General features: G+C 49.3%; 1 protein-coding gene. It reads right to left on the reverse strand.

Annotated elements, in window-relative coordinates; translation table 11 throughout:
* Nucleotides 1-37 precede the first annotated feature (37 nt).
* Nucleotides 38-503 (reverse strand): integrase core domain-containing protein (locus tag EI164_RS16690; protein WP_225739377.1); only part of this gene is annotated, 466 nt, incomplete at its 5' end.

Below are 503 nucleotides of genomic sequence, written 5' to 3' on the forward strand. Positions count from 1 at the left end.
CGGAGTTTTTCAAGGTAGTTGTCACCATCAAGCTAAATTAAGCGGCTTGTAATCTTTGCTGTTGTTGCTCTTTTACAGGATTTAGCGTTGTTGGCCCTACAGGCTCGCAGTTCCTCACCTCCTGAGTTCCCCAACGTATCGGGTTTTCATCTTTAGCGCGCTGCATCGTGAGCAGACGCTTCGCCAGTATTTCCTTATCCTCACCCGTATGGCGCTGATTGGGCGTCACAAAGTTCAGCTGACTGTGCTTATGCTCATTGTTGTACCAGCGCGTGAAGCTCAGCATCCATCGTCTTGCCGCATCTAAGCTCTTAAAGCCATCGATAGGCCAATTAGGGCGATACTTGCAGGTTTTAAATAAAGACTCTGCAAACGGGTTGTCATTACTGACACGCGGTCTGCTGTAAGAGGTGAGTACCCCAAGCTCATACGCTTTCATGCGCATGGTTTGAGCTTTCATCGGTGCCCCATTGTCTGAGTGTAGCACCACCCCAGTGTGCAAT

This window comes from Psychrobacter sp. FME13 (genome assembly GCF_014861395.1).
In the GTDB taxonomy this organism is placed as follows: domain Bacteria; phylum Pseudomonadota; class Gammaproteobacteria; order Pseudomonadales; family Moraxellaceae; genus Psychrobacter.